This is a genomic window from Humitalea rosea (genome assembly GCF_003253705.1).
GTDB lineage: Bacteria > Pseudomonadota > Alphaproteobacteria > Acetobacterales > Acetobacteraceae > Humitalea > Humitalea rosea.
Genome location: NZ_QKYU01000044.1, coordinates 1 through 21,893, shown reverse-complemented (window position 1 = coordinate 21,893; position 21,893 = coordinate 1). Strand labels below are relative to the sequence as shown.

Sequence of the window (21,893 nt, the reverse complement as noted above, 5' to 3'; positions counted from 1 at the left end):
TCGGGCAGCCACGCCTTGAGGTCCGGAGGCAACAGGAATGCCTGGTCGCGATTGTAGGATACGAAGGTCGCCATAACCGCAGTTTGACAAATCAGAAAGGCAAAGTGAATCCGACAGACTGCTAGGCGGCAAGCAACTCCAGCACCGCCGCCGCCGCCGCCTCGCTCGGGCTGCCGCCGCCGGGCGGCCGCAGCTGGTCCATCACCGCCGCGGCCGCCGCGATCTGCGCGCCGGCGAGCTCAGGGTCGGTCAGCAGCCCGACCAGCGCCTCGGCCAGACGGGGCGGGGTGCAGTCCTGCTGGATGAACTCCGGCAGCACCGGCGCATCCGCCAGGAGGTTGACGATGGAGGCGTATTTCACCCGCACCAGCCGCCGCACGATCGCGGCCGTGACCGGGTTCACCCGGTAGCCGACCAGCAGCGGCACGCCGGCCAGCGCCACCTCCAGCGAGGAGGTGCCGGATTTGATCAGCCCGGCGGCGGCGGCGGCGAAGGCATCGTGTTTTTCCCCGATGTCGCGGATCAGGATCGGGGCGGGGGACCAGCCGGATGCGGCGGCGGCGACGGCCTGCTCCACCGGCCCGGCCAGCGGCACCACCGGCCGCAGCCCGGGCACACGCTCGGCGGCCAGGCGCAGCGCCTCGCCGAAGACCGGCAGCATGCGAGAGACCTCGGTGCGGCGGCTGCCGGGCATCACCAGCACCACGCGTTCCTCCGGCGCGATGCCGTGGCGGGCGCGGAAGCGCGCGGCATCGCCCTGGTCGGCGCCGGATTCCAGCACCGGATGGCCGACGAAGCGCGCATCCAGGCCGGCGGCGCGAAAGAACGCGGGCTCGAAGGGCAGCAGGCACAGCAGCCGGTCGGCCAGCTTGGCGATGTGCTTCACCCGCCCCGGCCGCCAGCCCCAGACCTGGGGGGCGACGTAATGCACGATGGGGATGCCGAGCGGGCGGATGCGTTCGGCGATGCGCAAGCAAAAACCCGGGCTGTCGATGGTGACGACCACCGACGGGCGGCGGGCGGTGATGTCGGCCACGGTCTGGTCCAGCCGGCGGGAGAGGGCGCGCAGCTTCGGCAGCACCTCCAGCAGCCCCATCAGCGCCAGCTCGCGCATCGGGAACAGGCTGGTGAGCCCGGCCTCGGCCATGCGGTCGCCGCCGATGCCGACGGCCTCGATCCCCGGCCGTGCCCGGCGCAGGGCCGCCAGCAGTCGCGCGCCCAGCACATCGCCGGAGGATTCGCCGGCGATCAGATAGATCAGGCTCACGCGAAATCCTTGGCTGTGCAGGCTGGGAAAGGGCGGCGCGGCCAGTCCGAAAAATTGCGCACGGCGCCATCGGCCCGCACCGCATCCAGCGCATGGGTGTCGAGGTCGGCAAACACCCATTGCGGCCGGTCCAGCGCGCCTTGCGCCAGGATGCCGTCCTCCGGGAAGCCGCGGTCGATCGGGCCGAAAACCGCCGCCAGCCCGCGATTCTCATCCAGCGCCGCCGACCAGGGGGCGAGGCCGATGGTCGGGCTGATCGCGACATAGCACTGGTTTTCGAGCGCCCGCGCCCGGGCCGCGAAGCGCACGCGGTTGAAGCCATGCATGGTGTCGGTGCAGGTCGGCACCAGGATCAGCCAGGCGCCGGCCTCGGCCTGGGTGCGGACGTGCTTGGGGAATTCCACGTCGTAGCAGATCGAGACCCCGATCCGGCCGAAGGGCGTGTCGAACACCCCCGGCGGGGCGCCTGGGGAGACGCCCCAGCGTTCGGTCTCGAAGCGCGTCATCGCGCATTTGTCCTGCATCGCCAGCCGTCCATCCGGGGCGATCAGCGGCGCGCGGTTGCGGATCGCGCCATCCGCGCCCCGCATCGGCAGGCTGCCGCCGAGCAGCCAGATCCCCGCCCGCATCGCCGCCCGCCGCAGGCGCTCCAGCAGCGCGGGTGCCGCGGCGACCATCGCGGCCAGCTCCTGCGCCTCGGTGGCGGGGGAGGCGCCGGCCAGGGAGGCCGCGACCTCCACCGCCGCGTATTCCGGCAGCACCGCGAGCTGCGCCCCGCCCGCGGCGGCGCGTGCCAGCCAGGCGTCGAGCTTGGCGGCCCAGGCATCGAGCCCGGCCACCGCCTCGATCGGCCATTGCGCCAGGGCCAGGCGGATGTGGCCATGGCCGAGGGCCCCCGCCGCCTGGCCGCAGCCTGGCGCCGCTGCCGGGGCAGGGGGCGGTGCGGCCTTGGGGGGCAGGGACCAGTCCGGATCGTCGCTCATGCGGCGGGCCCAAGCTCGCGCAGCCAGACATCCAGCCAATGCGGCACCTCGGCACCGCCGCCGACCTCCCGCCAGCCCATGCGGATGGCGAGGCCCGGGGCGGGCGCGAAGCCGCGCTTGCCCCAGAAGCCGTCGAGCGGCGCATGGCCTGTGGGGCGGCGCGGATCGGCCGCATCGCGGCGCACGGCGCAGAAGGCGGCCTGGGTCAGCCCGGCCTCCCGTGCCGCGGCCAGTCGCTGCTCGAAGAAGGCGACGCCGGCGCCCTGGCCGCGATGGCTGGCGCGCAGCACGCTTTCACCAAAATAACACAGTCGCGCCGGGTCCATGCCGGCGGCCAGGAATGGCGCCTGCACCGCCGCCGGGGCCTCGGTCATCGGCTGGCAGGTGGCGGCCCCCACCACCGCATCCCCCGCCCGCGCGAGCACCACAACGGCGCCGGGGCTGGCGGAGAAAGCGGCCAGGAACCTCGCCTCGGAGTCCTGGTCACCCTCGTAGAGATAGGGCCAGTCGCGGAACACCTCGATCCGCAGCCGCGCGACCTCGGGCAGCAGCGCGCGCAGACCCGGCCCCGCAAGGCGCTCGATCCGCAGGGCAGGACGGATGGCTTTGTTCATCGACTGGTTGCATAGGCGGCCGGCCGCAACGCGGGAAGGGGTGGTGGGATGATGGCATGGCCCGAGGCGCTCGGCCTGATGGCGGGCGCGCTGACGACGACCGCCTTCGTGCCCCAGGTCGCAAAGACCTGGCGCACCGGCTCGGCCGAGGATTTCAGCCTGCCGATGCTGGCGATGTTCGTGGCCGGGGTGGGGCTGTGGCTGGTTTATGGGGTGCTGATCGAGGCGCCGAGCGTCTGGCTCGCCAATGGCATCACCGGCCCGCTCGCGCTCTATCTGCTCTGGGTGAAGCTGCGCCGGGGATAGTTGCCCGATCGCTGCTTGACCCGGTGGCCGCGCCACGCGACCAAGAGGACTTGTCCGGCGCGATGCGACTCCGCGCCCGTGTGACGGACCGCCTTTTCGCCTCCGCCGGAGATCCCCCCATGCGCCGCTCGCTTCTGCTCAGCCTTGCCTGCCTGCCGCTGCTCGCGGGCTGCGCGCTGTTTCGCGGCAACCTCGCCGACCAGCCGCCCCGCATCGTCTTCTACACGCCCGACAGCGCCGAGCTGGACGCGCAGGCCAAGCTGATCGTGGGTGATGCCGCCGATCTCGCCGGCAACTACCCCACGGCGCCGGTCAGCGTGCTCGGCTTCGCCGATCCGGATGGCACCACGGCCGAGAATCGCGCGCTCTCGGCGCGCCGGGCCGAGGTGGTGGCCACGGAACTGCGCCGCCTGGGCGTGGCCCCCAGCCGCATCACCGTGCGGCCGCGTGGCGAGGTGTCCTTCGACGCCGTGCCGCTCGAAAGCCGCCGCGTCGAGATACGCGTGGGCCAATAGTTAGCGACGCGATGCCGGCTGAAGCCTGGAGCGGCCCCGCCGACCCCGAGCTGGTTCTGCGCCAGGTCTTCGGGCATCCGGAGTTCCGGGGGCGGCAGCGCGAGATCGTGGATCATGTCGTCGGCGGCGGCTCCGGCCTCGTGCTGATGCCGACCGGCGGCGGCAAGTCGCTATGCTACCAGGTGCCGGCGCTGTGCCGGCCGGGCATCGGCGTCGTCGTCTCGCCACTGATCGCGCTGATGGAGGACCAGGTCGCGGCGATGCGCCAGCAGGGCATCGCCGCCGCCGCTTTGCATTCCGACCTGGAGCCGGAAGCCCGCGCCGAGGCCCGCCGCGCCTTCCGCGAGGGCCGGCTCGACCTGCTCTATGTCTCGCCCGAGCGGCTGGCCATGGATGGCATGCTGGATGAGCTGGACGAGCATCGCGTCGCCCTTTTCGCGGTGGACGAGGCGCATTGCATCAGCCAGTGGGGCCATCACTTCCGCCCCGAATACCGCGCGCTCACCATCCTCGCCGACCGTTTTCCGGGCGTGCCGCGGCTTGCCCTGACCGCCACCGCCGATCCGCGCACCGCCGAGGACATCCGCCGCCTGTTGGGGCTGCTGGATGAGCCGGTGTTCAAGGGCGGCTTCGACCGCCCCAATATCCGCATCGAGGCCGCCGAGCGCACCGCCGAACGCCAGCAGGTCCGCAGCTTTCTGCGCGAGGCCTCGGACGGGCGCGGGGCGGGGATCATCTATTGCGGCAGCCGGGCGCGGGCCGAGCGCACCGCCGAATGGCTGCGCGGCGATGGCTGGGATGCGACGCCCTTCCACGCGGGGATGGAGGCCGCCGACAAACGCGCCGCCCATAAGCGCTTCGCCGCCGGGGATGCGGTGATCATGTGCGCGACCATCGCCTTCGGCATGGGCATCGACCGGCCGGATGTGCGCTTCGTCTGCCATACCGAACTGCCGAAATCGCCGGAGGGCTGGTATCAGGAGATCGGCCGCGCCGGGCGCGACGGGCTGCCGGCCCGCGCGCTGTTGCTCTATGCCGCCGGCGACATCGCCATCGCCCGCCGCCGCATCGCCGAAAGTGCCGCCCCCGAGGCGCAGACCGCGATCGAGCGGATGCGGCTGGACAGCATGATCGCCATCGCCGAGGCCGCCGAATGCCGGCGCCGGCCGCTGCTGCGCTGCTTCGGCGAGACGCCCTCGGACGGGCCCTGCGGTCAATGCGACAATTGCCTGAGCCCGCCGCGGCTCTGGGATGGCACGGTGGCCGCGCAAAAATTGGTGTCGGCCTGTCTGCGGACCGGCCAGCGCTTCGGCCTCGGCCATCTGACCGATGTGCTGCGCGGCGAGAAAAGCGAGAAGGTCCTCCGCTTCGGCCATGACGAACTGCCGACCTTCGGCGTCGGCCGGGACCTGGACGTGCAGGGCTGGCGGGCGGTGGCCCGGCAACTGGTCGCCCGTGGCGTGATGGACCTGCATGTCGAGGAACGCCCGGGTCAGGCCCCGGCGCCGCCGGTCTATGTCGTGCTGCCCGATGCCGCGCGGCCGCTGCTGCGGGGGGAGGCGAGCCTGACCCTGCGCGCCGATGTCACGGCCCCCGTGGCGCGGCGCGGCAACAACGCGCCCGCGCCCGCAGGCCCCCCCATCCCGCGCGGCAGCCGGTTCGAGGCGCTGCGGGGCTGGCGCGGCACCACCGCCAAGGCGCAGGGGGTGCCGGCCTATATCGTCTTCCCCGACCGCACCCTGGATGAGATCGCGGCCCGCAACCCGAGCACACTGGATGCGCTGGCCGATGTGCCGGGGGTGGGGCAGTCCAAGCTCGGGCGGTATGGGCCGGCGATCCTGGAGCTGCTGCGCGGTTGCGAGTGACTTGCAACTGACCTGCGGTTATGCGAAGCATTCGCAACACAGCGAATGCGGCATCCATGTACGTCTGCCTCTGCAACGCCCTCACCGATACCCAGGTCCGCGACGCGGCCTGCAAGGGCGCCTGTCGCCCCTCTGAGGTTCAGGCCCATTGCGGCTGCCGCGCCCAATGCGGCACCTGTGCCCGCGCCATGCTGGCGATGCTGCGCGACTTGCCCGCGACGGCCCTGGCGGGCTACGCGGCACAGATGGAGCGGCCCGCCTGAGTAAACTGGCCGCCCCGGACAAGGAGGCGGCCCATGCTGCGCGACCCCAAGGTCATCGAACATCTGAATACGCAGCTCACCAATGAGCTGACGGCGATCAACCAGTATTTCCTGCATGCGCGGGTGCTGCGCCATTGGGGCGTGACCAAGCTCGGCGCCCATGAATACGCCGAATCGATCGAGGAAATGCAGCACGCCGATTTGCTGATCGACCGCATCCTGATGCTCAACGGCCTGCCCAATGTGCAGCGCATGAACCAGGTGCTGGTGGGCCAGAACGTGAAGGAGATTCTGGAATGCGACCAGAAGCTTGAGGAAAAGGCGCTCGACGATCTGCGCGAGGGCATCGCCTATTGCGACAGCGTGCGCGACTACGCCTCGCGCGAGTTGCTGACCAAGATCCTGATCGATGAGGAAAGCCACGCCGACTTCCTCGACACCCAGTTCGACATGATCCGGAACATGGGAATCGAGAAGTACATTCAGCTCAACAGCGCCGCGGCGCCCGAGCAGGCCGAGAAGAAGGCCGGCTGATCGGCGATCAGACTGTTGGCGGGCGGCTCACCAGCCGCCGCGCCAGCAGATAGCCGAGCCCACCCGCGATGGGGGCGGCCGGCAATACCAGCAGCCAGCCCGCATGGGCGCCCTGGGTCACCATGCCCAGGCCGATGCCCAGCAGCAGCCCGCCGACCAGCGAGCCCACGGTGCCGGCGGTGAGGCCGAGGATCAGAATGTCTTCACGGCTTGGCATGGAGGGGGCGTAAACCGGGGCCGGGCCGGCCGCAAGCTTGACTTGAACGGCTGCCACCGTCATACGCCGGTCATTCCTGGGAAAGTGGACCAGCCTTCGGGGCTGGCGCCCGCCCCCTTGGTCGCAGCGCAGGTTGTGGCCTTGGACGGACTACCGGGACACATCGATCGAAAGGTCCGCCGGCACGCAGCCGCGCGGGGATGCATAGTTCATGACCAAGCGTCTCGAATCCAAGTACAAGATCAATCGCCGCCTCGGCGTCAACCTCTGGGGCCGCGCCAAGTCCCCGATCGGCAAGCGGGCCTATGGCCCCGGCCAGCACGGCCAGCGCCGCAAGCAGAAGCCGACCGACTTCGGCATTCAGCTCATGGCGAAGCAGAAGCTCAAGGGCTACTACGGCAACATCGGCGAGAAGCAGTTCCGCAAGTATTACGAGGAAGCCGTCCGCCGGAAGGGCGACACCAGCGAGACGCTGATCGAGCTGCTGGAGCGGCGCCTGGATACGGTGATCTACCGGCTGAAGTTCGCGGTGACCCCGTTCGCGGCGCGCCAGTTCGTGAACCACGGCCACATCACCATCAACGGCAAGCGGCTGAACATCCCGTCCTACCTCGTCAAGGACAATGACCTGATCGAGGTCAAGGAAAAGTCCAAGCAGCTGACCGCGGTGCTGGACGCCTCGCAGTCCGGCGAGCGCGACGTGCCGGAATACCTGGAAGTGGACCACCGCGCGATGCGCGGCCGCTTCATCCGCGCGCCGAAGCTGGCCGATGTGCCCTATCCGGTGCAGATGGAACCGAACCTGGTCGTCGAGTTCTACTCGCGCTGATCCGGACGCGGGGGCGGTTTCGCCCCTGCTCTCCCGCCCGGCCTGGTCGGCCCGGCGGGATGCGGCTTTCGAGCATTGGCGCTAGTCTCGCGCCATCGCTCGCAGGGCCTGCCACATGACCGACCCCACACCCCCCCGCCGCACGCTGCCGCTCGCGACCCTGCTGCTCGCGCTCGCCCAGCCCGTTGCCGGCGCCATCCCTTTCCTCGGCCTCGGCCACAGCATCGGCGACATGGCCGCGGCGAGCACCACCGCCGCCAGCCCCGCGACCTATGCCTTCGTGATCTGGACGCCGATCTTCCTGCTCTCGATCATCTGGGCGGTGCGGCAGATGTGGCTGGAGGATGCGACGACCGAGCGCCTGCGCCGCCCATTGGCGCTCGCCTTCGCGCTGAACGTGCTGTGGATGCTGCTCGCCGAATTCACCGCCAATGGGCTGCATCTGGTGGCGGTGCTGGCCGGCGGCGTCGCCGCCGCCCTCTGGGCCTTCCTGCCGGAGGCGCGCCGCCTGCCGGAGGGCGCCTTCGCGCGCTGGCTGCTGCGCCCCTTCCTCGGGCTCTTCGCGGGCTGGGTCACGGCCGCGGTCTTCGCCAACCTCGCCGGCGCGTTGAAGGCGACGGGGCTCGATCCCGATCCCTGGCTCTCGGCGCTGATCGTGCTGCTGGCGGGGGGGATGGCGGCGGTGGTGCTGCGGCGGGCGCAGGGCGATCCCTGGTATGTGCTGGCCGCCGGCTGGGCGCTGGTCGCCGTGGCGCTGGCCGATTTCGGCCTGGCCGGTGTCGGCGTCACCGGGGCCGATGGCCATGCGGTGCAGGAGTTCCGGGTGGAGATAGCGGGCGGCATCGCCGCCCTGGTCGCCCTCGGCGGCGTGGTTTTCAGCGCCTTCAGCATCTGGCGCCGGGGCGGCATGACGGCGTGATCGCCGCCATACCGCCCTCGCGGCTTACTTTTCGAGGTGGGATTCGAGCATCCACAGCGCCTTGTCGAGCGAGCGGCTGATCCCGGTCAGCAGGTCGGCGGTATCGGCATCCCCGGCTTCATCCGTGGCGTCGATGCCCTCGCGGACGGATTTGGCCAGTGCCGCATAGCGGTCGGTCAGCGCCGCCACATGGTCGAGGCCGAGGGTGATGTCGGCCGGGTAGGGGGCCAGGCGGGTCTTCTCGCCGACCAGCTGCGTCGTGCCATTGGGCTTGCCGCCAAGCTGCACGCAGCGCTCGGCCACGTCGTCGAGCTGGGTGGCGAGCTGGTTGTAGAAGCTCTCGAACAGCAGATGCAGGCTGTTGAAGGAGGGGCCCTTCACGGTCCAATGCGCCATATGGACGGCATTGTTCAGGTCCATGATGTCCGCGAGCGTCGCGTTCAGCACTTCGGTCGAGATCTTCTTGGCATTGTCGCCGAGGTCGTTGCGGGTCGTGCGCAGCTTCGCCATGGATCGGTCCTTCATCGGTTCGATTGTGACATAGAGATAGGGTGCATCCCGAAGGGCGCAGCCCTCAAGCCCTGCTGCTTGGATGCAGCGGGCATGCGGTGTGGGGATATGCTGTTCGGCATGCGTTCAAAAACGTCAAAACGGGACCAAGGTTGCGGGACTGCGCCCGCGCATCTGGTCCCCTTCGCGGCAGGCTTGTAAGCCAAGGGCCAGGGAGGATCAGACGCATGATCGTGACATTGGCGGTGCCCCGCATCATCCGCATCGGCGCCGGCGCCGTGGCCCAGGTGGCCGAGGTGCTGGCGGCCCTCGGCGCGAGCCGGCCCTTCATCGTGACCGATCCCTTCATGGTCAGCTCCGGCATGATCGAGCGGCTGCTGACGCCGCTGGCCGAGGCGGGGATCCAGGCGCGCATCTTCAGCGACACCGTGCCCGACCCCACCGATACGGTGGTGCTGGCCGGGCTCGCGGCGCTGCGCGCGACCGATTGCGACGCGCTGATCGGCTTCGGCGGCGGCAGCCCCATGGACACCGCCAAGGCCATCAACATCCTGGCCGCCGCGCCGGAGGGCGCCGCGATTGCGGGCTTCAAGGCGCCGGCCGTGGCCGATCGCGGCGCGCTGCCGCTGGTCTGCATCCCCACCACGGCGGGGACGGGCAGCGAGGTCACCCGCTTCACCGTCATCACCGATGCGGTGCGGGACGAGAAGATGCTGATCGCGGGGCTCGGCGCCCTGCCGACCGCGGCCTTGGTGGATTACGAGCTGACGGTCTCGGTGCCCCCCCGCATCACCGCCGATACCGGCATCGACAGCCTGACCCATGCGCTGGAGGCCTTCGTCTCCCGCCGCGCCAATGCCTTCTCCGATGACTACGCGCGGGCGGCGATGCGGCTGATCGCGCCGAACCTGCGCCTTGCCTATCACGAGCCCCGCAACGCGGCGGCGCGGGAGGCGATGATGGCCGGCGCGATGCTGGCCGGGCTCGCCTTCTCCAATGCCTCGGTCGCGCTGGTGCATGGGATGAGCCGGCCGATCGGGGCGCATTTCCATGTGCCGCACGGCCTGTCCAACGCCATGCTGCTGCCGGTCGTGACCGAATTCGGCCTCGGCGCCGCCGCGGGGCGTTATGCCGAGGCTGCGCGGGTGATGGGCATCGCCGGGGCAGGGGACAGTGACGCGGCCGCCGGCGCGGCCCTGCTGGCTGAGCTGCGCGCGCTGAACGAGGAGCTGCGGGTGCCGACCCCGGCCGCCTATGGCATCCCGGCCGATGCCTGGGCGCGGCTGCTGCCGACCATGGCGGCCCAGGCGCTGGCCAGCGGCAGCCCGGCCAACAACCCGCGCGTGCCGGATGCGGCGGAGATCATGGAGCTGTACCGGCAGGCCTTCGGCAACTGAAGGCCTGGCGCCCTCAGTTGAGGGTGCCGCTGGACCAGGAGGAAAGCCAGGCGCCAAGGGCGGGCGCCGGCAAGGGCCGCCCGACCGCCCAGCCTTGGGCGTAATCGACGCCGAGCGAGGCGACCGCCCGCCATAGCCGGGCATCCGCGACGCCCTCGGCGGTCACGGTCATCCCCTTGGCATGGGCGATCCGGACGATGTTCCGCACGGCGGCCCGGGCGCGGTGGCTATGCGGCAGGGCGGCGGTGAAATCGCGGTCGATCTTGACCCCATCGAAGGGCAGGCCGAGCAGCAGCAGCCGCCCGTCGTCCAGCGCCATGTCGTCCAGCAGGATCCGGTGCCCGGCCCGGCGCAGGCGGGTCAGCGCCCGGCGCAGCAGCGGCAGGTCGTGGATGGGGGTGGTCTCGGTCAGCTCCAGCACCAGATCGGAGGGCACCATGCCGGTGCCCTCCAGCGCCCCGCCGAGCCAGGAGACGGTGTCCTGTTCCAGCAGCACCCCGAGCGGCAGGTTGATCGACACCGGCTGCCTGAACCCCGGCCGCAGCGCGCCGAGTTCGGCCGCGGCACGCCGGGCCACCACCACCGAAAGCGCACGGCCGAGGCCGCTGCGCTCGGCAAGGGGCACGAAGGCATCGGGCGGCAGCGGCGCGGTCAGGCGCTGCCAACGGGCCAGCGCCTCCAGCAGCATCGGCCGCCCATCGGACAGGCGCACGATGGGCTGGTAGCGCAGGACGATCTCGCCCTGCTTCAACCCACGCAGCAGATCTTCGGCATCCTCCGCAACATCGGTCGGAAGGTTGCCGGGCAGGCTGGTCAGCGCGGCGGCGATCGGGGCCTCGGCGGCCTCCGCGCTGCCGACGCCGAAGGGCACCGGGGTGCCGTCGGGCTGGATCAGCACCAGCGTGCCGGGGGCGAAGGGATCGGAGGCGACGGCGAGCAGCGCGGGCCAATGCAACCCAGCCGCACCTACTTCCATCACCAGGCGGGTCGTGCGCCGGCCGGGCGCCATGATGCGGGCAAGGGCTTCCCGGACGGAGCCGGCATCGCGAGGGGGCTGGGCGGACAGCAGGCGCGCGGCGCCTTCGGTCGCGGCATGGACCTGCCGGTCCCGCGCCAGCACGAACAGGGCCTCGTCAGCGGCGAGGTGACCGGCTGGCTTGGCCGTGGCGCTCGCCGGTGCTTTGCGAACACGCCAGGGCATCGGTGAGTCTCCCAGTTCCATCCTTGCAATCTAGGACAAGGTGAGGGGTGCATCCAGTAATTTGTCTAAATATTCTAAAAAAGCACGCCGCATGGTTGCGACCGTTAGCCTCGCGCATTGATTTGCCAGGGTTCTTCCGCCCAACGGCGACCAAGCCGCTCGATGGAGGCGGTGATCTGGGCGGACCAGACCTCCGGCGCGATGAATCGGGGCACGAACCCCGCCGAATCGCCGCGGGCCCGAAACTCGGGGTCCTCCACCGTCGCGCGCAGGGCGGCCACCAGCCGTTCGCGTATCCGGGGCGGCACGCCGGGGGGCAGGACGAAGCCGCGCTGCGCCCCGGCTATCAATGGAATGCCCTGTTCCATAAGGGTCGGCACCTCGGGCAGCAGCGGGCAGCGGCTGGCGCTGGCCAGGCCGAGCGGCTCCAGCCGCCCCTCGCGAATGGCCCCGATCGCCTCGGTCAGCGCGACCGCGGCGGCCGCGACATTCCCGGCGAGGGCTGCCTGCCGCGCCGCGGCGGCCGAAGGGAAATGCAGGAGACTGGCGGGCGACAACCGCATCCAGGCATCGCCGAACAGGGCCGCGGCCGTGCCGGGCGGCGGCAGGCCGAGCGTCGCCGCCTCCCCCATGGCACGGAAGGCGGCCAGATCCCCTCCGGGCCGGACGGCGGTGACAAGCACGACGGGCTCGTCCGATACCGCCGCCAGCCAGTCCAGCCCGCTCAGCAGCGAGGTCTGCCCAAGTTCGACCGCGCGGGAGATCAGCAGCGGTGCCGAGACCGTGCCCATCATCCGGGCCTCGGTGCTCGCCTCCAACAGGCGGCGGATGGCGGTGAGGCCACCCTCGCCGGGCACCGCCTCGACCCCCAGCGCCGCGCGGGGCAGTTGCCGTTCCAGATAGGGCGCGAAGCCCCGCGCCCAGCGGTCGGCGGCCCCCCCCGCGGGCCCGCCGACCATCAGGATGAGGCTGCGGGCCGGGCGGGATTTCACCCCGGGGACAGGGGGATCGGGGGGCGTCTGGGCCAGCGCGGGGGCCGCCACGAGACCAAGCCCAAGTGCCAGAAGCGCGCGCCGCCGCGGCTCGGCCCCAGCCGGCGCCGGGCTCACGTGCGCGGGGCCGCCTTGACCGGGGCCGCCACCGCCTCGGTGCCCCGGCGCAGCCGGTTCTCGCCGAGGAAGAGCAGGATCGGGGCGGCGATGAAGATCGAGGAGGAGGCCGAGATCACGATGCCGAACAGCATGCACCAGGCGAAGCCGGCCAGGGTGTCACCGCCGAACAGGGCCAGCGGCAAGGCTGCCAGCAGCAGGGTCATCGAGGTGCCGAGGGTGCGGTTCAGCGTCTCGTTGATCGAACGGTCGATCAACTCGCGCAGCGGCATGGTCTTGAAGCGGCGCAGGTTCTCCCGCATCCGGTCATAGACCACGACCTTGTCGTTCACGCTGAAGCCGACGATCGTCAGCACCGCGGCGACGGTGGTCAGGTTGAACTCGATCCGCGTGACCGCGAGGAAGCCGATGACCTTGGTCACCTCCAGGATCAGCGTGACCACGGCGCCGACGCCGAACTGCCATTCGAAGCGGAACCAGATGTAGAGCATCATCGCGAGCAGGCTCAGGCCGAGCGCGATCATGCCACCCTGGAACAGCTCGTCCGACACGCGATTGCCGACCGCCTCCACCCGCAGGATGCGCACGCCGGGGGCGACCTGCTCGATGGTGCTGCGGGTCGCGGCGACGGCGGCCTGGGTCTGGGCCTCCTCGCCCTGGGTCGGCAGGCGCAGCAGCAGGGTGGTCGGGTCGCCGAACTGCTGCACGCCCACATCGCCGAAGGGCAGGCGGGCGAGGGCCGTGCGGATCGTGGGCAGGTCCGCGGGGCCCGGGGTACGGACCTCCATGGTGATGCCGCCTTTGAAATCGATGCCCTTTTCCAGCCCCGGCGTGATCGCCAGCACCACCGAGGCGACCGAGAGCAGCGCCGAGAAGGCAAGGCCCGCGATGCGGCCGCGCATGAAGGGGATATGCGTGTTGTCCGGCACGAGCCGGAACAGCGGGCGGGAGAGACGTTCGAACATGGCGATCATACCGGCAACGTGCGGGGGCGGCGGGTGCGGTACCAGATCGAGACGAGCAGCCGCACCAGGGTCGTCGCGGTCCACATCTGCACCACGGTGCCGATGGCCACGGTCACGGCAAAGCCCTTCACCGGCCCCGAGCCGAAGCCATAGAGGCAGGCCATCGCGATCAGATTGGTCAGATTGCTGTCCATGATGGTGCCGGAGGCCTTGCTGAAGCCGGTCTCCAGCGCATTCAGCGGCGAGCGGCCGTTGCGCGTCTCCTCACGGATGCGTTCGTTGATCAGCACGTTGGCATCGAGCGCGGTGCCGAGCGTCAGCACGATGCCGGCGATGCCGGGCAGGGTCAGCGTCGCCTCCAGCAGGGTCAGGCAGGCGCAGAGCAGGATGAGGTTCACCAGCAGCGCGATATTCGCGAACCAGCCGAACAGCCCATAGGCGAGGCCCATGTAGAGGAAGACGAAGAGCGTCCCCACGCTCAGCGCGATCATGCCCGCGCGGATCGCATCCGCCCCAAGCTCCGGCCCGACGGTGCGTTCCTCGACCACCGTCAGCGGCGCGGGCAGGGCGCCGGCGCGCAGCAGCACGGCAAGGTCATTGGCGGTCTGCGCGGAGAAACTGCCGCTGATCTGGCCCGAGCCGCCGGTGATCGGCTCACGGATCACCGGGGCGGTGATGACCTTGTCATCCAGCACGATGGCGAAGGGGCGGTTGACGTTGGCCCGCGTGATCTCGGCGAAGCGGCGGGTGCCGATGCTGTCGAAGGTGAAGTTCACCACCCATTCGCCGGTCTGCCCGTTCTGCCCGGCGCGGGCATTGGAGAGGTTGGCGCCATCGACCTCGACCCGGCGGCGCACGGCGTAGCGCTGGCCGTCGCGGTCGCCGGGCAGGAACTGCACGCCGGGCGGCGGGGAGGCCGCGGTCGGGTTGGCGGTTTCATCCAGCAGATGGAAGGTCATCCGCGCGGTCTGGCCGAGCAGTTGCTTGATGCGGTTGGGGTCCTCGACGCCGGGGAGCTGCACCAGGATGCGGCTCTGCCCCTGGCGCGCGATCAGCGATTCGGAGACGCCGGTCTCGTCGATGCGGCGGCGGACGATCTCGATGGACTGCTCCACCGCGCCGCTCGCCTTGGCGCGCAGCGAGGGCTCGGTCAGCGTCGCGCTGACGGTGCCATCGGGGCTGGAGGCGACCTCGATATCCGGCGCGGTGGCGCCGGCGCCGAGGGCGACGGGATTGCCCAGCTCCCGCATCACCGCCATCGCGGCCGGCACCTGGGCCGGGTCGCGGACGCGGAAGGCGAGGCGGCGCTGCGCCTGGTCGGCGGCGAGGTTCACATAGCCGATATTGGCCGCGCGCAGCCGGGTGCGGGCGCCATCGGCCAGCCCCTCCAGCCGTTCGCGGACCACCGCGTTCACATCGACCTCCAGCAGCAAATAGGAGCCGCCGCGCAGATCGAGGCCGAGGTTGACCTGCCGCGTGGGGAACCAGCCGGGCAGCGAGGCGCGGGGCACGAGGTTCGGGATGCAGACGAGCAGCCCCAGGACGCAGACCGAAAGGATCGCGGTGATCTTCCACCGCGCGAAATACATCATGGCCTGGAACCGGCTTTCCGACATGCGACTTGGACCGGCCGCGGAGATGCGGGCGGTCATTCGCGCCGGAACATGGCGAAGCGGCTCCGGTCATGCAAGCGGGCCCTTGGGTTGGACAGGCGGGGGGCGGCGTCCCATACCGCCCGCGACCCCTCCACTGATCCGGATTTTCGCGCCATGCGTCTCGGCCTCGGCATTCTCGGCACCGGCCACTTCGGCCGCTTTCACGCGCTGAAGGCGGCCAGCGGCGCCCGCACCCGGCTGGTCGGGGTGCATGACGCCGACCCGGCCCGTGCCGCTTTGGTCGCGGCCGAGACCGGCGTGCCCGCCATGGCGCCGGAGGCGTTGGTAGCCTGCGCCGATGCGCTGATCATCGCCGCCCCCACCGCGTTTCACTTCGAGCTGGCGCGGATGGCGCTCGCCGCCGGCAAGCCGGTGCTGGTGGAAAAGCCGATCGCGGCGACGCTGGAGCAGGCCGATGCCCTGGTGGCGCTGGCGGCGGAAAAACGCCTGGCCCTCGCGGTCGGGCATATCGAGCGGTTCTCCGCGGCGTTCCGGGCCGTGGTCGAGGCGCCGCGCGGCGGGCGCGACCTGTCCTGGGAGGCGGTGCGCGCCGCCCCCTTCCGTCCGCGCAGCCTGGATGTCTCCGTGGTGCTGGATCTGATGATCCATGACATCGACCTGATCCTGGAACTGGCCGGCGAGATGCCGGAGGCGATCGAGGCGGTGGGGTCTGCCGTCGCCAGCGAGCGGCCGGATTTCGTGGTGGCGCGGCTGCGTTTCTCCGGCGGCCGGGCCGCGACCATCACCGGCTCGCGCGTCTCGCTGGCGCTGGAGCGGCGGCTGCGGATTTTGGGCACCGAGGGCGAGACCTCGGTCGATTTCCTCAACCGCAGCCTGTCGGTGCTGCGGCGGGGCGGGGCGGAGCCGGTCGCGACCATGCCCGGCAGCGGCATCGACCGCGCCGGCTGGACCGATCATGACAGCCTGGACGCCGAGCAGACCGCCTTCGCCGCGGCCGTGCTGGATGGCGCGCCGCTGGTCGTGGATGGCGCGGCGGGGCGGCGGGCGCTGGCGGTGGCGCTGTCGATCGAGGCGGCGGTGGCGGCAGTCACTACCCTTTAATTTGCCGTAATCCAAAATTGTACTCAGCGTGGTCGTCCGGGTCTGCCGCTTTGGCCGCGCCGGCAATGAAAAGCGGAGAAATTATATGAAGGTTCATAGGTTCATCACCGTGGCCGTGCTCGGCATGGGCATCGCCGCACCGGCCATTGCCCAGAATTTCAACCGCCCCCCTTCGTTCGGGACGGTAAACCTTTCTTCCAACTTCGCGCCGGACCCCACGGTGGTGAATGTCACCGCCGGGGGCACCGTGCCGGCGGAACGGCTGGGGGGCGCCGAATGCCTGGGCACCATCGCCAATGCCCCCGATGTGCGGCTGAACTATCGCGCCGGGCAGGGCCTGCCGCTGGTCCTCTCGGCTGTCTCACGGGCGGATGTGACCTTGGTCGTGAACCTGCCGAACGGGCAATGGGCCTGCAACGACGACTTCAACGGCACCAATCCGGGCATCGTGTTCCGCAATCCGCAATCCGGCCAGTACGACATCTGGATCGGACATTACGAGCGCGGCCAGAGCGTGCCGGCGCAGTTGCGGATCTCCGAGATCATTCCCTGAGGCCGTAGCCGGCCCATGGGGCGAAGACGATCGTCCGCTCGCTGTCCATGAATGCTGGTCGCCCCCTGTCGCGGGCCTGGCAGGTGTCGCCCGCGCCACAGCCTGCTCGCTTTGAGGGCAGGGGAAGATGGGACGACCGTAAGGCGCCCCACCGATGGCGGTGCCTCGTTTTCTTGGGTACAGGGTCGGAACTTCTGGAGGCTTACATGCGCCCAATTTCACTTGCCCTGCTGCGCTCTTGCCTACTCGCCTCCGCCCTGCTTCTGGCCCCGGCCCTGGCCGAGGCGCGCCAGGTCAATGCCGTGCCCGGCGCGGTCGTCGGCCGCATGGACGTGCCCAATGCCTGGGTGGTGACCCCGGTTGACCGCGGTCTGCAGATAGCGACCCGCGACGAGGAGATCATCCTCTTCGTCGAACTCTATCCCTCGACGGACGCGGATGCGGTCCTGGCGGAGCATTTCGCCTATTACGCCGAGCAGAACATCGTCATCACCGGCGATCCGACAACGACGACGAATGTGCTGAATTCGGTTCCGATTGTCGGGATGCGGCTTCCGGCAACCTGGAATGGCGAGCCGACCAATCTGCGCTACCTCTTGATCATCCCCAAGGAGACGCGCCCCAACGCGCCGGAACGGACGCTGCACGTGACCTATTGGGCCTCGCCCAAGGGGCATGCGGCCTACGGCGCGGCGGTGGATACGCTGATCGAATCCCTGGTCAACTCCGTCGCCGGCCCCTGAGCCCCAAGGCCGGGCGGCGAGGCGATCCTCGCCGCCTGGGCTGTCTATTGCGCGAAGACGATCGTGCGCTTGCTGTCCATGATCACGCGGTCGTCCAGATGCCAGGCGACGGCGCGCGACAGCACGCGGCGCTCGATGTCGCGGCCGCGGCGGATCATCTCCTCCGGGGTCGCCTCATGCGTCACCCGCTCCACGTCCTGTTCGATGATCGGGCCTTCGTCGAGGTCGGCGGTCACGTAATGCGCGGTCGCACCGATCAGCTTCACGCCGCGGGCATAGGCCTGGTGATAGGGCTTGGCGCCCTTGAACCCCGGCAGGAAGGAATGGTGGATGTTGATGCAGCGCCCCGAGAGCTTTGCCGATAGCGCATCGCTCAGCACCTGCATGTAGCGGGCGAGCACCACGAGTTCGGTGCCGGTGGACTGCACCAGCGCCCAGAGTGCGGCCTCCTGCTCCATCTTCGTCTCACGCGTCACCGGCAGGTGGTGGAAGGGCGTGCCGTTTAGGTCGAGCCCGCCATAGCTCTCGCGCGGGTGGTTGGAGACGACGGCGGTCACCGCCATCGGCAATTCGCCGATACGGTGGCGATAGAGCAGATCGACCAGGCAATGGTCGAACTTCGAGGCCAGGATCATCACCTTGCGCGGCACCGATTGGTCGCGCAGCGCGAGCTTCATGCCGAAGCGGGCGCGCAGCCCCTCCAACTCCTCGGTCAGCGCCGGGAAATCGGCCTCCTCACGCGCCGCGACAAACACCGTGCGCATAAAAAAACGCCCCGAGGCCGGGTCGTCGAACTGATGCGCCGCCTGGATGTCGAACCCCCGGCGGAACAGCGCATCGGCGATGGCGGCAACGATGCCCGGACGATTGGGGCAGGAGAGGGTCAGGGCGTATCGCGTGCTCATGCCGGCGCCTTTCCGCCGCGCCGCGCCCCCGGTCAAGCCCGGCGCAGCCAGTCCACCGCGCCGAGGCCCGCCGCGCGCCCGGTCGCGAAGCAGGCCTGGAGCAGGAAGCCACCGGTCGGCGCCTCCCAATCGAGCATCTCACCCGCGACAAACATGCCCGGATGCGCGCGCAGCATCAGATGTTCGTCAACCTCGCTCCAGGCGATCCCGCCGGCCGAGGAGATCGCCCGCGCGATCGGGGCCGCTGCCAGCAGCCGCAGCGGCAGCGCCTTCACCAGCCCGGCAAGGTCCCCCGGATCGGCGCCGCCGCGCAGCGCCTCCTGCACCAGCCCGATCGCGACCGGCGGCAGCCCGGCGGCGCGGCGCAGGTGGTTGGACAGCGACTGCCCGCGCCGCTCCGCCAGCCGCGCCGCCAGAGCGTCCCGCGCGATGTCGGGGCGCAGGTCGAGCATGGCGGTGACCGGCCCGCCGGCGGCGATGGCGTCGCGAAGCGGGCCGGAGAGGGCATAGACCGCGCCACCCTCGATCCCCGTCGCGGTCAGCATCGCCTCGCCGCGTTCGGTGCGGCCGTTGAAGGAAAGCGCGATGCGCTTCAGCGGCGTGCCGGCGAAGCGGCCGCGCAGATGCTCCGACCACTCGATGGCGAAGCCGCAATTGCTCGGCGCCAGCGGCACCACCGCGACGCCGGGCAGCAGCGAGACCCAGCCGCCATCGCTGCCGAGGCGCGGCCAGGAGGCCCCGCCGAGCGCCAGCACCTTTGCCCGCGAGGGCAGGGACACCTCGCCCCCGGGCGTCGCGAAGCGATCGCCGCCCCGCCACGCATGCCGCGCCAGCAGCGTCACCCCAAGCCCGCCAAGCCGCGCCAGCCAGGCCCGCAGCAGCGGCGAGGCCTTCATGGCGGTCGGAAACACCCGGCCGCTGGAGCCGGTGAAGACCGGCTGCCCCAGCCCCTCGCACCAGGCGATCAGCGCGGCGGGGGGGAAGGCGTCGATGATCGGCGCCAGCGGCGCGCGGGCCGCGCCATAGGCGTCGCAAAACCCGGGCAGCGGGCGGCTATGGGTCAGGTTCAGCCCGCCGCGTCCGGCCAGCAGGAATTTGCGCGCCGGACTCGGCATCCGATCGGCCACGGCGACCCGCAGGCCGGCGGCGGCCATGGTTTCGGCGGCCATCAGCCCGGCGGGGCCTGCGCCCACCACAAGCACATCAAGGGGAGAGGTCATCCCCCAGTCTAGCCCAGGCTGCCGAAGCTTGACGATCCGCGCCCCCCGACGCATCTCGGCCTGCCACACAGGAGGTCCCCATGCAGGTACGCGCCGCCATCGCCTGGAAAGCCGGTGAGCCCCTGAGCATCGGCACCGTCGAGATCGGCGGGCCGAAGCCCGGCGAGGTGCTGGTCGAGATCATGGCCACCGGCATCTGCCACACCGATGCCTATACCCTGTCGGGGCTGGACCCCGAGGGCATCTTCCCCGCGATCCTGGGCCATGAGGGGGCCGGGATCGTGCGCGAGGTCGGCGCCGGGGTCACGTCGCTGGTGCCGGGCGATCACGTGATCCCGCTCTACACGCCCGAATGCCGCAACTGCAAAACCTGCCTGTCGCAAAAATCGAACCTCTGCACCGCGATCCGCGGCACCCAGGGCAAGGGCGTGATGCCGGACGGCACCACGCGCTTCCGCTGCGAGGGGCAGGATGTGATGCACTACATGGGCTGCAGCACCTTCGCCAATTTCACGATCCTGCCCGAGATCGCGCTCGCCAAGGTCCGCAAGGACGCGCCCTTCGAGAAGATCTGCTACATCGGCTGCGGCGTGACGACCGGCATTGGTGCGGTCATCAACACCGCCAAGGTGCGGCCGGGCGAAAACGTCGCGGTCTTCGGCCTCGGCGGCATCGGGCTGAATGTGATCCAGGGTGCCCGCATCGCGGGTGCGGACAAGATCATCGGCGTGGATTTGAACCCGGCGCGGGAAGCCATGGCCCGCCGCTTCGGCATGACGCATTTCGTGAACCCGAATGACGTCGGCCGCGACAAGGTGGTGCAGGCGATCCAGGACCTGTCGGACGGCGGGGTGGATTACTCCTTCGAATGCATCGGCAATACGCAGGTGATGCGCCAGGCGCTGGAATGCACGCATCGCGGCTGGGGCACGAGCATCATCATCGGCGTCGCCGCGGCGGGGCAGGAGATCAGCACGCGGCCGTTCCAGCTTGTCACCGGGCGCAACTGGCGCGGCACCGCCTTTGGTGGCGCGCGCGGACGGACCGACGTGCCGAAGATCGTGGACTGGTACATGGAAGGAAAGATCCAGATCGATCCGCTGATCACCCATGTCATGCCGCTGGAGAAGATCAACGAGGGGTTCGACCTGATGCATGCGGGGGAGAGCATCCGCAGCGTGGTGGTGTACTAGGGGCGTCCGGATTGACTTGCGAAGCGCTGCGCCTCCTGCGCTAGCTGGAGCCGCAGCCTTAGGAGGCGCGGATGAACGAAATCGTCATGGTGCCGATCCCGCTGTCGCGGGAGGCGGCCGATGCCCTCGGCGACGCCGAGAAGCTTCAGAGCGTGGGGCGCCTCGTGAGTGATCTGTTGCGGCCGACAAGCGCCGGCCGCGACCCGCTCGTTGCCCTTATTGCCGAGCTGAAGGCCGAAGTACGCCGCGACGAGCTGACAGATGAGGAGATCGACGCGGAGCTTGAGGCGTACAATGCGGAGCGCCGGTCTCGCCCCGCGTGATACCTCGCCCGGCCGGTCGGTCGGTCCGTATCTGCCACCGGCGGCCAAAGCGGGATTGACAGCCAGTTCGTCGATCTGGATGCCGGAAATATCAAAGCTGACGCAAAGGCCCGGATGCGAGGGCGGCTGGCCCGAAGGGCAACCAGCCGCGTGACACGTCATGGACAACCCAGCGGATGCTGTTTCGCATTCGGAGGTTGATCATGCCTTTGCCGCCTTTCTCCGAAGCCACCGCCCGGGTCGTGTTTGACGCCAGTTCGCTGGTGGGCGCGTTGCTGAAGCAGGGCTCGGTTCCTGAACGCGCGCTCGAGTTGGCGCGGTTGCGGGACATCATCTGCCTGTCGAAGCCGGTCGAGGAGGAAGTCCGCAGCGTCTTCGCGCGACCGAGGTTTCGACACTACGCAGCCCGGGCGGAGTTAATTCTTGCGGTGCTTGCCGCCGCCGCGCAGGTCTTCGATCCCGGCATCGCCGTCACGGATTGCCGCGACGTTAAGGACAATAAATACCTCGAGCTTGCCCTCGCTGCCGACGCCGCCGCCATCGTGTCGAGCGACCAGGATCTTCTGGTCCTCAATGGCTGGCGAGGCGTGGCCATACTGTCCCCGGCCGACTACCTGCGCCGGCGCGAGATCCAGATTGGTGCCGAGGCGCCTTGTAAGTCTGGCTCATCCGCGCCGGCATCGGCTAGCGTTGGTGGTGCGGTGGCGGGTGAAAGGCCGCAGGGCCCTGGGGCGTCGCAGCCCGT

Annotated in this window: 25 protein-coding genes; 14 read left to right on the top strand and 11 right to left on the bottom strand. The window is 70.2% G+C overall.

Annotation, left to right across the window (positions count from 1 at the left end):
* Positions 1 to 121: 121 nt before the first annotated feature.
* Genes lpxB through C8P66_RS22555 form a run of 3 tightly spaced genes read right to left on the bottom strand, consistent with a single transcriptional unit; the run spans position 122 to position 2,864 of the window.
* Positions 122 to 1,267, bottom strand: a complete 1,146-nt coding sequence (gene lpxB / locus C8P66_RS22565) for a lipid-A-disaccharide synthase (RefSeq protein WP_111400545.1) — start codon at positions 1,265 to 1,267, stop codon at positions 122 to 124.
* On the bottom strand, positions 1,264 to 2,250 hold the full coding sequence (locus C8P66_RS22560) for a carbon-nitrogen hydrolase family protein (RefSeq protein WP_111400544.1): 987 nt from the start codon (positions 2,248 to 2,250) through the stop codon (positions 1,264 to 1,266). Before C8P66_RS22560 ends, lpxB begins: the two co-directional genes overlap by 4 nt.
* On the bottom strand, positions 2,247 to 2,864 hold the full coding sequence (locus C8P66_RS22555; RefSeq protein WP_211314246.1) for a GNAT family N-acetyltransferase: 618 nt from the start codon (positions 2,862 to 2,864) through the stop codon (positions 2,247 to 2,249). Before C8P66_RS22555 ends, C8P66_RS22560 begins: the two co-directional genes overlap by 4 nt.
* A 48-nt stretch (positions 2,865 to 2,912) precedes the next feature.
* Between C8P66_RS22555 and C8P66_RS22550 the strand changes: the two genes are divergently transcribed.
* The 5 genes from C8P66_RS22550 to bfr all read left to right on the top strand — a co-directional run bounded on the left by C8P66_RS22550 (position 2,913) and on the right by bfr (position 6,347).
* A complete protein-coding gene (locus C8P66_RS22550) occupies positions 2,913 to 3,170 on the top strand; it encodes a SemiSWEET family sugar transporter (protein ID WP_211314245.1) in 258 nt (85 codons plus the stop codon).
* Between the two features lie 119 nt (positions 3,171 to 3,289).
* Positions 3,290 to 3,685, top strand: a complete 396-nt coding sequence (locus C8P66_RS22545; protein WP_111400543.1) for an OmpA family protein — start codon at positions 3,290 to 3,292, stop codon at positions 3,683 to 3,685.
* An 11-nt stretch (positions 3,686 to 3,696) separates the two neighbouring features.
* Complete coding sequence (recQ, locus tag C8P66_RS22540; RefSeq protein ID WP_111400542.1) at positions 3,697 to 5,550, top strand: DNA helicase RecQ; 1,854 nt, start codon at positions 3,697 to 3,699, stop codon at positions 5,548 to 5,550.
* Between the two features lie 56 nt (positions 5,551 to 5,606).
* Entirely contained in the window at positions 5,607 to 5,813 is a 207-nt protein-coding gene (locus tag C8P66_RS22535; protein WP_111400541.1) for a (2Fe-2S)-binding protein, read from the top strand.
* Between the two features lie 33 nt (positions 5,814 to 5,846).
* Entirely contained in the window at positions 5,847 to 6,347 is a 501-nt protein-coding gene (gene bfr / locus C8P66_RS22530) for a bacterioferritin (RefSeq protein ID WP_111400540.1), read from the top strand.
* A gap of 7 nt (positions 6,348 to 6,354) precedes the next feature.
* Here the strand turns inward: bfr and C8P66_RS22525 are convergent, their stop codons facing one another.
* Positions 6,355 to 6,564, bottom strand: coding sequence for a hypothetical protein (locus C8P66_RS22525; RefSeq protein WP_111400539.1), 210 nt, complete (start codon positions 6,562 to 6,564; stop codon positions 6,355 to 6,357).
* A gap of 211 nt (positions 6,565 to 6,775) precedes the next feature.
* Here C8P66_RS22525 and rpsD point away from each other — a divergent pair, with 211 nt between their 5' ends.
* Both rpsD and C8P66_RS22515 read left to right on the top strand, forming a co-directional pair.
* Entirely contained in the window at positions 6,776 to 7,393 is a 618-nt protein-coding gene (rpsD, locus tag C8P66_RS22520; RefSeq protein ID WP_111400538.1) for a 30S ribosomal protein S4, read from the top strand.
* Between the two features lie 115 nt (positions 7,394 to 7,508).
* Positions 7,509 to 8,312, top strand: coding sequence for a hypothetical protein (locus C8P66_RS22515; RefSeq protein WP_111400537.1), 804 nt, complete (start codon positions 7,509 to 7,511; stop codon positions 8,310 to 8,312).
* Between the two features lie 24 nt (positions 8,313 to 8,336).
* Here the strand turns inward: C8P66_RS22515 and dps are convergent, their stop codons facing one another.
* Positions 8,337 to 8,822, bottom strand: coding sequence for a DNA starvation/stationary phase protection protein Dps (dps, locus tag C8P66_RS22510; RefSeq protein WP_211314244.1), 486 nt, complete (start codon positions 8,820 to 8,822; stop codon positions 8,337 to 8,339).
* Positions 8,823 to 9,049: 227 nt separating this feature from the next.
* Here dps and C8P66_RS22505 point away from each other — a divergent pair, with 227 nt between their 5' ends.
* Positions 9,050 to 10,219, top strand: coding sequence for an iron-containing alcohol dehydrogenase (locus C8P66_RS22505; protein WP_111400535.1), 1,170 nt, complete (start codon positions 9,050 to 9,052; stop codon positions 10,217 to 10,219).
* Between the two features lie 13 nt (positions 10,220 to 10,232).
* Here the strand turns inward: C8P66_RS22505 and C8P66_RS22500 are convergent, their stop codons facing one another.
* The 4 genes from C8P66_RS22500 to secD all read right to left on the bottom strand — a co-directional run bounded on the left by C8P66_RS22500 (position 10,233) and on the right by secD (position 15,086).
* Positions 10,233 to 11,420, bottom strand: coding sequence for an EAL domain-containing protein (locus C8P66_RS22500; RefSeq protein ID WP_158537356.1), 1,188 nt, complete (start codon positions 11,418 to 11,420; stop codon positions 10,233 to 10,235).
* 104 nt (positions 11,421 to 11,524) lie between these two features.
* Positions 11,525 to 12,529 carry a tripartite tricarboxylate transporter substrate-binding protein gene (locus C8P66_RS22495; protein WP_146423032.1) on the bottom strand — a complete coding sequence of 335 codons (1,005 nt, stop codon included), beginning with the start codon at positions 12,527 to 12,529 and terminating at the stop codon, positions 11,525 to 11,527.
* On the bottom strand, positions 12,526 to 13,494 hold the full coding sequence (gene secF, locus C8P66_RS22490) for a protein translocase subunit SecF (RefSeq protein ID WP_245903746.1): 969 nt from the start codon (positions 13,492 to 13,494) through the stop codon (positions 12,526 to 12,528). The genes C8P66_RS22495 and secF overlap by 4 nt, the downstream gene beginning before the upstream one ends.
* Before the next feature lie 5 nt (positions 13,495 to 13,499).
* The gene (gene secD, locus C8P66_RS22485; protein WP_111400548.1) at positions 13,500 to 15,086 is read right to left on the bottom strand and encodes a protein translocase subunit SecD; all 1,587 of its coding nucleotides are present in this window, start codon (positions 15,084 to 15,086) and stop codon (positions 13,500 to 13,502) included.
* A 177-nt stretch (positions 15,087 to 15,263) separates the two neighbouring features.
* Between secD and C8P66_RS22480 the strand changes: the two genes are divergently transcribed.
* The 3 genes from C8P66_RS22480 to C8P66_RS22470 all read left to right on the top strand — a co-directional run bounded on the left by C8P66_RS22480 (position 15,264) and on the right by C8P66_RS22470 (position 17,507).
* Positions 15,264 to 16,211 (top strand): Gfo/Idh/MocA family protein, encoded by a 948-nt coding sequence (locus C8P66_RS22480; protein ID WP_111400532.1) that lies wholly within the window; start codon positions 15,264 to 15,266, stop codon positions 16,209 to 16,211.
* An 85-nt stretch (positions 16,212 to 16,296) separates the two neighbouring features.
* Entirely contained in the window at positions 16,297 to 16,764 is a 468-nt protein-coding gene (locus C8P66_RS22475; protein ID WP_111400531.1) for a peptidase S1, read from the top strand.
* A gap of 206 nt (positions 16,765 to 16,970) precedes the next feature.
* On the top strand, positions 16,971 to 17,507 hold the full coding sequence (locus C8P66_RS22470; protein ID WP_111400530.1) for a hypothetical protein: 537 nt from the start codon (positions 16,971 to 16,973) through the stop codon (positions 17,505 to 17,507).
* A 44-nt stretch (positions 17,508 to 17,551) separates the two neighbouring features.
* Here the strand turns inward: C8P66_RS22470 and purU are convergent, their stop codons facing one another.
* Together purU and C8P66_RS22460 are read right to left on the bottom strand one after the other, a co-directional pair.
* Positions 17,552 to 18,412 carry a formyltetrahydrofolate deformylase gene (gene purU / locus C8P66_RS22465; RefSeq protein WP_111400529.1) on the bottom strand — a complete coding sequence of 287 codons (861 nt, stop codon included), beginning with the start codon at positions 18,410 to 18,412 and terminating at the stop codon, positions 17,552 to 17,554.
* Positions 18,413 to 18,444: 32 nt separating this feature from the next.
* The gene (locus C8P66_RS22460) at positions 18,445 to 19,632 is read right to left on the bottom strand and encodes a BaiN/RdsA family NAD(P)/FAD-dependent oxidoreductase (protein WP_111400528.1); all 1,188 of its coding nucleotides are present in this window, start codon (positions 19,630 to 19,632) and stop codon (positions 18,445 to 18,447) included.
* Between the two features lie 80 nt (positions 19,633 to 19,712).
* Here C8P66_RS22460 and C8P66_RS22455 point away from each other — a divergent pair, with 80 nt between their 5' ends.
* From C8P66_RS22455 to C8P66_RS22445, 3 genes are all read left to right on the top strand, one after another.
* Positions 19,713 to 20,825 carry an S-(hydroxymethyl)glutathione dehydrogenase/class III alcohol dehydrogenase gene (locus tag C8P66_RS22455; RefSeq protein ID WP_111400527.1) on the top strand — a complete coding sequence of 371 codons (1,113 nt, stop codon included), beginning with the start codon at positions 19,713 to 19,715 and terminating at the stop codon, positions 20,823 to 20,825.
* A gap of 71 nt (positions 20,826 to 20,896) precedes the next feature.
* Positions 20,897 to 21,148 carry a hypothetical protein gene (locus C8P66_RS22450; RefSeq protein WP_111400526.1) on the top strand — a complete coding sequence of 84 codons (252 nt, stop codon included), beginning with the start codon at positions 20,897 to 20,899 and terminating at the stop codon, positions 21,146 to 21,148.
* A gap of 176 nt (positions 21,149 to 21,324) precedes the next feature.
* Positions 21,325 to 21,893: putative toxin-antitoxin system toxin component, PIN family (locus C8P66_RS22445; protein ID WP_111400546.1), on the top strand; the 569-nt coding region annotated here is incomplete at its 3' end.